8 protein-coding genes and 2 pseudogenes are annotated in these 9110 nt (G+C 63.4%); 7 read left to right on the plus strand and 3 right to left on the minus strand.

All coding sequences use genetic code 11. The features are described 5' to 3' along the window. Positions 1-84: 84 nt before the first annotated feature. The 7 genes and pseudogenes from DXK21_RS17040 to DXK21_RS09210 form a co-directional block, all read left to right on the plus strand. A pseudogene (locus DXK21_RS17040) lies at positions 85-165 on the plus strand (hypothetical protein); the annotation flags it as partial. 256 nt (positions 166-421) lie between these two features. Beyond that, on the plus strand, positions 422-1039 hold the full coding sequence (locus tag DXK21_RS17045) for an ATP-dependent metallopeptidase FtsH/Yme1/Tma family protein (protein WP_281269027.1): 618 nt from the start codon (positions 422-424) through the stop codon (positions 1037-1039). Next, positions 942-3767, plus strand: coding sequence for an ATP-dependent Clp protease ATP-binding subunit (locus DXK21_RS09185; protein WP_281269028.1), 2826 nt, complete (start codon positions 942-944; stop codon positions 3765-3767). Before DXK21_RS17045 ends, DXK21_RS09185 begins: the two co-directional genes overlap by 98 nt. A gap of 79 nt (positions 3768-3846) precedes the next feature. Beyond that, positions 3847-4989, plus strand: a complete 1143-nt coding sequence (locus DXK21_RS09190; RefSeq protein ID WP_114817478.1) for a sigma-70 family RNA polymerase sigma factor — start codon at positions 3847-3849, stop codon at positions 4987-4989. 27 nt (positions 4990-5016) lie between these two features. After that, positions 5017-5664, plus strand: coding sequence for an HdeD family acid-resistance protein (locus DXK21_RS09195; protein WP_167493334.1), 648 nt, complete (start codon positions 5017-5019; stop codon positions 5662-5664). Between the two features lie 208 nt (positions 5665-5872). Then, positions 5873-6511 carry a hypothetical protein gene (locus tag DXK21_RS09205; RefSeq protein ID WP_114817480.1) on the plus strand — a complete coding sequence of 213 codons (639 nt, stop codon included), beginning with the start codon at positions 5873-5875 and terminating at the stop codon, positions 6509-6511. Further along, positions 6495-7052, plus strand: a complete 558-nt coding sequence (locus tag DXK21_RS09210) for an NADH dehydrogenase ubiquinone Fe-S protein 4 (protein ID WP_114817481.1) — start codon at positions 6495-6497, stop codon at positions 7050-7052. The genes DXK21_RS09205 and DXK21_RS09210 overlap by 17 nt, the downstream gene beginning before the upstream one ends. Before the next feature lie 10 nt (positions 7053-7062). Here the strand turns inward: DXK21_RS09210 and DXK21_RS09215 are convergent. The 3 genes and pseudogenes from DXK21_RS09215 to DXK21_RS09225 form a co-directional block, all read right to left on the minus strand. Further along, positions 7063-7896 (minus strand): annotated as a pseudogene (locus DXK21_RS09215) (IS3 family transposase); the annotation flags it as partial. Between the two features lie 41 nt (positions 7897-7937). Continuing rightward, the gene (locus DXK21_RS09220) at positions 7938-8144 is read right to left on the minus strand and encodes a hypothetical protein (protein WP_114817482.1); all 207 of its coding nucleotides are present in this window, start codon (positions 8142-8144) and stop codon (positions 7938-7940) included. Between the two features lie 98 nt (positions 8145-8242). After that, positions 8243-9110, minus strand: an 868-nt coding sequence (locus tag DXK21_RS09225; protein ID WP_211306001.1) for a LysR family transcriptional regulator, incomplete at its 5' end; no start/stop codon positions are given.

A 9110-nucleotide genomic window follows, 5' to 3' on the forward strand; every position in this document is an offset into this window, starting at 1 on the left:
TGCTGGTGGACCGGCCCGACAAGACGGGGCGTGTGCAGATCTTGAACGTGCACATGAAGAAAGTGACGCTCGCCCCAGACGTCGATGCCGAGAAGGTCGCAGCGCTTACTCCCGGCTTTTTCCGGCGCGGATCTTGCCAATCTCGTCAACGAGGCAGCATTGCTCGCCACGCGCCGCAAGGCTGATGCGGTGACGATGGACGACTTCAACAATGCGGTGGAACGCATCATCGCCGGGTTGGAAAAGAAGAACCGCGTGCTCAATCCGCGCGAACGCGAGATCGTGGCGCACCACGAGATGGGGCACGCGCTGGTGGCGATGGCTCTGCCGGGGGTGGACCCGGTGCACAAGTCTCGATCATACCGCGCGGGATTGGCGCGCTCGGCTACACCATCCAGCGCCGACCGAGGACCGCTTCCTGATGACGCGGGAGGAACTCGAAACCAAGATCGCAGTCCTGCTTGGCGGGCGCGCAGCAGAGAAGATCATCTACGATCATGTCTCGACCGGGGCGGCGGACGATCTGGTCAAGGCGACCGACATCGCCAGCGCCATGGTCGCGCGGTACGGGATGGACGAAGACCTCGGGCATGTCAGCTACGACACCGATCGGCCCGGCTTTCTCGGCACCGGCGACCAGTCTTCCTGGCTAAACCGCCGCTACAGCGACGCCACTGCTAAGCGGATGGACGCGAAGGTGCGCGACATCGTGGATGGCGGGTTTAAGCGCACCCTCACCTTTCTTGAAACCAATCTGGATCTTCTCGAGCAATCGGCGCAGGATCTCCTGCAACGAGAGACAGGTCGCTGCGTGACACTGTCACTGGCGCCTGACTGGATAATGAAAACGGAGAAGCCGAATGACAAACGGAGCTTGCGATATTTGCGGTCGCCCGGCGACGGCGCGTGTGCGCGCCTCGGTGAACGGCAGGGTTCAGAACATGGAGCTTTGCGACCAGCATTACAGCGAAATGGCGCGCCGGTCGGGGCGCAGCGCCTCGCCACTGGAGTCCCTGTTCGGACGGCGTTCCCTTCTTGACGAGTTCTTCGGCGAGAGCAGTTTCGGCAGCCTCTTTGGTGACAGTCCGTTGCGAGGCGGCACGCTCGGCTCTATGGGTGATGGCGATGACGCTGTCGTCGACGCCACTTTCGACGAGGGCGCGCCGCGGCGTGGATCGCGGCGCGGCGGCGGACGCACCATCGCCGACCGGCTGAGCGAACAGGGCAACAAGCTGCTGCAGGATGCCGCACAGAAGGCCGGGGAATTCGGGCGCAGCGAGGTCGATACCGAACATCTGCTTCTGGCATTGACCTCGTCTGACGTAGTCAAGACGATCCTGGAACAGTTCAAGGTCGATGTGGACGATCTGCGGCGCCAGATCGAGAAGGAAGCGAAGCGTGGAGACGCCAAGACGGAAGGCGAAATCGGTGTCAGCCCGCGTCTCAAGGACGCGCTGAACCGGGCCTTCATCGCCTCGAACGAGCTTGGCCATTCCTATGTCGGGCCGGAACATCTGCTGATCGGGCTCGCCGAAGAGGGCGAAGGCCTCGCGGCCGCGATGCTGCGCAAGCTGGGGTTGACGCCGCAGGCGCTGCGTCAGCAGGTGACGAAGGTGGTCGGCAAGGGAGCCGAGGAAGGCCGCGTCGAGACTCCGTCGAACACCCCCGATCTCGACCAGTTCAGCCGTGACCTGACGAAGCTCGCCCGCGAGGGCAAGCTCGATCCCGTCATCGGCCGCGCCCGCGAGATCGAGACGACGATCGAAGTGCTGGCCCGCCGGAAAAAGAACAACCCGGTGCTGATCGGCGAGCCCGGCGTGGGCAAGACCGCCATCGTCGAGGGACTTGCACAACGGATCGTCGCGGGCGAAGTGCCCGAGGCGCTGCGCGACAAGCGGCTGGTCGAGCTCAACATCAACTCGATGGTGGCCGGGTCGAAGTATCGCGGCGAGTTCGAGGAGCGAGTGCAGAAGATCCTCAAGGAGATCACCGAGGAGAAGGACAGCCTGGTCCTGTTCATCGACGAGATCCACACCATCGTCGGCGCCGGCCAGGGCGGCGGCGAAGGTGGTCTCGACATCGCCAACACCTTCAAGCCGGCGCTGGCGCGGGGGGAGCTGAACCTGATCGGTGCGACGACGCTCAACGAGTACCAGAAGTACATCGAGAAGGACGCGGCGCTCGAGCGACGGTTCCAACCGGTTTATGTCGAGGAACCCACGATAGCTCAGGTCATCATGATCCTGCGCGGCCTGCGCGACACGCTGGAGGCGCACCACAAGGTGACGATCACCGACGAGGCCATCGTCGCGGCGGCCGAGCTTTCTGATCGCTACATCACTGGCCGCTTCATGCCCGACAAGGCGATCGACCTGATCGATCAGGCAGCCGCACGGGTGAAGATCAGCGCCACAGCGCGCCCCGTGGACGTCCAGGAGCTGGAGGCCGAAGCCGCGCAGATCAGGCGCGAGCAGGACTATGCCGCAGCCCGCAAGCAATTCGACCGGGCAGCGGAACTGAAGAAGGAGCTGGAGCAGAAGCAGAAGGAGCTGGACGAGCTTCTGGAGATCTGGAAGCGCGATCAGGCTTCGGCGACCGCCGAGGTGCGCGCCGATCACGTCGCGCAGATCGTCTCCAAGATCACCGGCGTTCCGGTCACGGACCTGACCACCGAGGAGAAGGACAAGCTCCTCAAGCTCGAGGAGAAGCTGCACGAGCGCGTCATCGGCCAGGAAGAAGCGATCCGCGCCGTGGCCGATGCGGTGCGCCTGGCGCGTGCGGGTCTGCGCGAAGGTTCCGGTCCGACCGCGACCTTCCTGTTCCTCGGGCCGACCGGGGTTGGCAAGACGGAACTGGCCAAGACGCTCGCGGAGGTGATCTTCGGCGACCAGGATGCGCTGATCCGTATCGACATGTCGGAGTATGGCGAGCGCCACTCGGTTGCCCGGCTGGTTGGCGCACCTCCGGGCTACGTCGGGTACGACGAAGGCGGGCAGCTGACGGAGAAGGTGCGCCGTCGGCCCTACTCGGTCGTGCTCCTCGACGAGATCGAAAAGGCGCATCCCGATGTCTACAACATCCTGCTTCAGGTGTTCGACGATGGCCGCCTGACAGATGGCAAGGGCCGCGTGGTGGACTTCACTAACACCATCATCATCGCCACCTCGAACCTCGGTTCGGACATCATCCAGCGCAACCTCACGAAACGCGGCAGCAGGGAGTTCGACGAGGCCAAGCAGAAATCCGAACTGATGGAGGTGTTGCGCGGTCATTTCCGGCCAGAGTTCATCAACCGGATCGACGAGATCATCGTCTTCCATTCGCTGAATCAGTCGGAGATCCGCCAGATCGTCGAGTTGCAGCTCAACCGGGTGAAGCGGACCGCCCTTACCCAGGGCGTCGAACTCGAACTCGATGTGAGCGTCGTGGATCACTTCGGCGCGGTCGGCTTCCGTCCCGAATTCGGTGCCCGCGAGCTACGCCGGCTGATCCGGTCGGAGCTGGAGACCGAGTTGGCTCGCGAATTGCTCTCGGGGCGGATCGAGGATGGCGACAAGGTCCGCGTCGCCTGGTCAGCGGACGAACAGAAGGTCGTGTTCGAAAAGATCGCAAGGGACACCGGTGAAGACAGCCCGGACGATCCGGCCCAAGCCGGGATCGGCGAGTCCAGCGCAGTTGCCGAAAACAAGGCGGACGCTCCGACGCCCGATGTCCCAGTCGACGCCAATGATAAGGAGCAGTCCAAGGGCGATAAGTCTACCGGATGACGTCGTGAAGGACTGGCCGGCGCGATGACGGTCGCGCCGGCTCATTTCGTCAAAAAAGCGACAAGCAAGGTCATACGGCATGGAAGTCATCAGAGCATTTCGCAATCTCGACCGGCACGGCCAACAGCGCGCGCCTGAGGTCATCGAGGAAGAGGTGCGGCAACTTGAACCGCATCTTGTACGCTTCCGCGAGGATCTCGTCCGGCTCGAAGTCGTCGCCACCCAGACGAGCGGCAAGACGCGCATCGAGGTCAGCCTGCGCCTGCAACTGCCCTCGGGCGTGATCGCGGCACAGGAAGAGGGGTTCAAGATCGAGCCTGTCCTGCGCAAGGCCTTTGCCGACCTGCGCCAGCGGGTTGACCGGCATGTGGCGCGCCTCAAGCACGAGCCTGAATACAAGCGTCCCGCCCGCCGGCGCCGGATCGGCGCCCCGCTGCCGTCCGCGCGGGATGCGGCGGAAGCGGACCGGCGCCAACTCTTCTTCGACCTGATCGAGGATCATCTCGATACGGTCTACGATACCGTCAGGCGCGAGTTGACCTATCTCGAGTGTAGCGGGTCTGTGCCGGCTGGCTACCTGAGCGTTGGCGATATCGTCGATGCGACGATCCTCAACGGGCTCAACCGCTTCGAGCGGCGGCCGACCGAATTCTCCGTCCGGGACTGGCTGACGCAGCTGGCCTTCGAGACCGTCGAGGCCGAGGCGCAGGCTGCGCGCCGCGCGGTGCCCGAGGATGCCGCCTCGATCTACGTAGCGCCCGAGGCGCCTGCCGGGGAGCCTACCGAGTCTGATGAGGAGATGTTCGAGTTCTACCAGCCCGACGACGTGCTGCTGCTCGAGGAACTCGTCGCCGACGACGGCGGCACGGATCCTGAGACCGAAATGAGTCGTCATGATATCGCCGTGACGCTGCACCGGGCAATCGCCGATCTTCCGTCGGTCGAACGCCGCGTTCTCTATCGGCTCCACCTAGACGACGCCACGCTTGCGGAGACGGCGGACCTCCTCGGCCTTTCCGAAGCAGAGGTCGAAGAAATCGCCGAGAAGGCGGGCGAGACACTGCGCAGAAAGCTTGTCGAAGCGGGGTTGATCAGCGAGGCATCGGGGCGCGCGCCCATCGAACGGGAAATTGCCCTGACGCAGCGCCTGCCCCAGCCAGTCGAGTACCGGCGCCGCGTGGCTGCCGCGCTCGCCGGCGCGGAGACAAACGCAGAAAACTGAGTTGAAACAGGAACAGGAGATGGACCAATGAGAACAGCCTATGAAAACCCGACCGACAAGATGCAAGACATGCTGTGCAGCCTGTCCCGGAATTGGTGGGCATTCGTGTTGCGCGGCGTGCTCGCATTGATCATCGCGGTGCTGGCCTTCGTCATGCCTGCGGAATCGCTTCTGGCGCTCACGCTGGTCTTCGGCGCGTTCGCCTTTGCCGACGGCGTGTTCGGCCTCGTCGCCGCGATACGTAACATCCGCAAGGGCAAACGCTGGGGCTGGCTGATGTTCAGCGGCCTCCTGGGGATCGCCACCGGCGTCGTCGTGGTTGTCTCGCCCTTTGTCGCGACGCTCGTGCTTGCGACATTCCTCTGGGCCAGCATCGCATTCTGGTCCGTGTTCTCCGGCGTCCTGGAAATCGTGGCGGCGATTCGCCTGCGCAAGGAAATCAAGGGCGAAATCTGGCTCATCCTGAGCGGCCTTCTGTCCGTCACCCTGGGGGTCTTAGTGACCTGGATGCTGCTGACGCGCCCGCTCGAAAGTTTTCTTGCGCTTGGCTGGCTTCTTGGCTTTTACGCCGCCTTCTTCGGAGCAATGATGCTCATGTTGGGCCTGCGGCTGCGCCGCGCCAATCACACGGAGCACGACAAAGGTCCCGAAGCCAACCAAGCCGTAGGCACATGACTCGCGGAATGACGACCGGGCGGCCCATCGGCAACGAGGATGATTTTACTCGATGGGACGAGACAATCTTTGACCGCTGTCTAAAGGCTGGTTTCAATCCTTTCGGCAGCGGTCCGACGCCGGTTTTCCCGCAGCCGAGTGGCGAAGAACAAAGCTGCGAGAAGCCCAATGTTCGGCTGAGGGCAGATTGCAAAGAGGACGATCGCCAATGAAGTACAGCCTGCGCGATCTTGCCTACCTAGTTGTCGCCACCTCGTTTGGGGTCGGCATCTATTTTATGTTTCGCGCAATGTATATGTCGGAAGAGCCTCTGCCGTTTGCCCAAGAGGTGACGCTGGTCTTTCTGGGCGCCGTCGTCACGATCGCTCTTACCGCCGCTCTCCTCAATCGTCAGACAGAACTCGAGCTTCGGAAAGAAGGAAGGGTTATCATCCTTCAGCAGCAATGCGATATATACATGTCGTGCATAGAAAAGGTCGCGGAAATTGTCGAGAACGCAAAGCATGAGGCCGGGCTGATCGATGATCTGAGGGTTCTCAATCATAAGCTTGCGGTGGTAGCCAGCGAAGAGGTTGTGATCCGCTTTGAGGTCGTTCTCGACGCCCTGTTGTCCGGCTTTGCGGACGGCGCGCTTTCCGAAGCTGACGGCGAAAAGGTGATGCAGTCCGTTGCCGATCTGACAACGGCAATGCGATCTGACGTGCTCCAGAACACGGCCTTGACCTCAACGAATGCGGCGAGCGCCATTCGCCGCAACTCGACGCGAATGGAGAAACTTGACGATCTCAATTTTGGAGCGGAGCTCGCAAAGATTAAGAAGGAGAAACGTCATGATGCGCGGCCATAACCGCCCGCCCTTTCCGCCGACGATACCCGGGACCAACATGAGGTCTTGGGACGTTCCGACCGCGATCATTTACCGGCCGGCTCGTTCCGCGATGACGTCGGCGCCGCGGCCCAACTACTGGATACTGGAATTCGAGCCGTCTCGACCCCTGCAGGTCGAGCCGCTGATGGGATATACCTCCAGCAACGATCCCTACCGTTCGATCCGGCTGAAATTTCCCGACCGCGAAAGCGCCGTGGAATTCGCGGAGCGGCAGGACTGGCGCTATTTCGTGCGTGAGGATGTGGCTCCCCGGCATGCGCCTGACCGCTGGCGGGGAGAGGAACGGCATCGACTCCACAAGGGAGCCGATGCGCCGGAAGCCTTCCGCATCCCGTCCCGCGTGGATCACGGTCGCTCGGATCACCGCCTCCGGCGCGCGGTCGAGCAGAAAGGCACGGTGGACCTGTCGTCGCAAGAACAGGCCGAATTCGATCCGGTGCTCGAAGCCTCGCTCGAATCCTTCCCGGCCTCCGATCCCCCGGCCTGGACGGTGACGTGACCCCCGTTTCTCATCCAGCCATAACAAGAGTCCGAGGTTGATCTGGGTAGAGATTGGTTGGGTTGGCAATAGGGCGGCCTGCGCAGCCGTCAACCAGCGCAGCAGGCCGCCCTGTGTTTCCAGCAAGGGCTTGCGCGTAGGCCTGCGGCGTCAGCCAGCCGAGCTTCGAGTGCGGTCGCCGTTCGTTGTAGTCACGCCGCCAGGCCTCGAGCACCGCGCGCGCATGCGGCAGGGATCGAAACAGCGTCTCGTTCAGCAGCTCGTCACGCAGGCGCCCGTTGAAGCTCTCATTGAAGCCGTTCTGCTGGGGCTTGCCCGGCGCGATGTAATGCCAGCCGACGCCGGTGTCGTCGGCCCACGCCAGGACGGCGTTCGAGGTGTATTCCGTGCCGTTGTCGCTGACGATGGTGTCGGGTCGGCCCCGCTGCCGGATGACGGCGTCCAACTCTCGCGCCACCCGAGCGCCCGACAGCGAGGTGTCGGCCACCAACGCCAGGCACTCGCGGGTGAAGTTGTCGATCACCGTCAGGATGCGGAAGCGCCGCCCGTCCGTCATCTGGTCAGAGACGAAGTCCAGCGACCAGCGCTGGTTGGCCACCAGCGGCAGGTCCAGCGGTCGCCGCCTGCCCATTGCTCGCTTCCGCCCGCCGCGCGGGCGCACCGTCAGCCGTTCCTCACGATAGATCCGCTGAACCCGCTTCCTGTTGACCGCATGGCCCTCGCGCCGCAGCAGGACGTGCAGGCGGCGGTAGCCGAACCGGCGACGTTCCTGGGCGAGGGCCCTCAGGATCCCGATGATCTGCTCTTCCGTGAACCGTGATCGCTTCATTCTGTCCGTCCTTCGTTAGGGCGGACTCTAGCTATTCCTGGAGGAGTTTCTGGGGGTCACGTCAGACTGCCCATGCGGTTCGGAGCAAGGGCGGTGAAGGAGAGATCGATGCCTTGCTCGAACAGATCGCAAATAGTCGGACCCGGCTCCAGGCTGCTCGGGAAATCAGCCAGATCGGTGATTTGCTGGCCCTGATCTATCGGTGCGAAGATCGCATCAAGGCCATCAAGCGAGGTTCGCGACGGCAGAAATCTCCGGCCCATGCATTGAGAATGTAGGAGCCGCGATCTCAGGCAGCTTCGGGTGCTGGTCATGACGGGGAATGGCTAGGCCGTTGACGGCCCAATAGGCGTCGCCACAATTATATTCGGAGTGCAGCAATCAGGGCGTCCCGAGCCATGGCCACGCGCGGGTGTCGCAGCGATGAGCGTGCCCAGACGAGGTAGTAAGCGTTGCGCGGCACCGTGACCGGGGCGGGTATCTCGATCAGCGTGCAGGCAGCGCGTTCGCTGCGGGTGAGATAGCCGGGCATCACCGTCCAGCCGAGACCCGCGCACAATCCCGATCGCAATACTCTCAAATCGGGCGCGGTCAACGCGGGCTGGCTCGTCAGCTCGAGCTGGTTTGCATGGAGCCAGGTTCGCAGCAGCGGCCGGTCGAGGTCGTAGGCGAGGTGGGCCGTCCGGTTGAGCCCGTCGGCAAGCGGCAATTCGGCAATCCGCATGGCCACGGCGGGCGAGGCTACGGCGCGCAGGTGTTCCTCGCCCAGCGCATGGAAGGCCAACCGCGGATCTTCGGGTTGCGAGGCGGTGACGGCCAGGTGCACCTTGTCCTCCAGGAGCAAGGCATAGAGCGCCTCGCGCCCGCCGATATGCAGGCGCAGGTCCAGCCCTGCCTCCAGCAGCGGAGCCAGCCGGGGCGTGATCATTTCGCCCAGCAGGTCCGACGGCGCGGCGATGTGGACCGTGCCCGAGATGCGCGACGATCGGGCCCGCGCGCTGGCCACTGCCGATTCCGCCGTGTCGAGGCTGCTTCCGATCGAAGCCGCCAGATCGTCGGCAATCGCTGTTGGTCGAACACCCCGCGAATGGCGATCAAACAAGGGACGGCCCAATTGCGCTTCGAGTGAGGCGATGTGCTGCGACGCCGCCGGTTGGGTGATGCCGATTGCCCGTGATCCGCCCCCGTTTTCTGGAGCACCCGAGGCTAGAGTTTTCCGGCCCGAGTCA

The sequence above is a fragment of the Brevundimonas bullata genome (assembly GCF_003350205.1).
In the GTDB taxonomy this organism is placed as follows: Bacteria; Pseudomonadota; Alphaproteobacteria; order Caulobacterales; family Caulobacteraceae; genus Brevundimonas; species Brevundimonas bullata.

Coding starts and splice junctions, on each gene's coding strand:
- DXK21_RS17045 (WP_281269027.1), top strand. CDS start 422: ATGACGCGGGAGGAACTCGAAACCAAGATCGCAGTCCTGCTTGGCGGG.
- DXK21_RS09185 (WP_281269028.1), top strand. CDS start 942: ATGGAGCTTTGCGACCAGCATTACAGCGAAATGGCGCGCCGGTCGGGG.
- DXK21_RS09190 (WP_114817478.1), top strand. CDS start 3,847: ATGGAAGTCATCAGAGCATTTCGCAATCTCGACCGGCACGGCCAACAG.
- DXK21_RS09195 (WP_167493334.1), top strand. CDS start 5,017: ATGAGAACAGCCTATGAAAACCCGACCGACAAGATGCAAGACATGCTG.
- DXK21_RS09205 (WP_114817480.1), top strand. CDS start 5,873: ATGAAGTACAGCCTGCGCGATCTTGCCTACCTAGTTGTCGCCACCTCG.
- DXK21_RS09210 (WP_114817481.1), top strand. CDS start 6,495: ATGATGCGCGGCCATAACCGCCCGCCCTTTCCGCCGACGATACCCGGG.
- DXK21_RS09220 (WP_114817482.1), bottom strand. CDS start 8,144: ATGGGCCGGAGATTTCTGCCGTCGCGAACCTCGCTTGATGGCCTTGAT.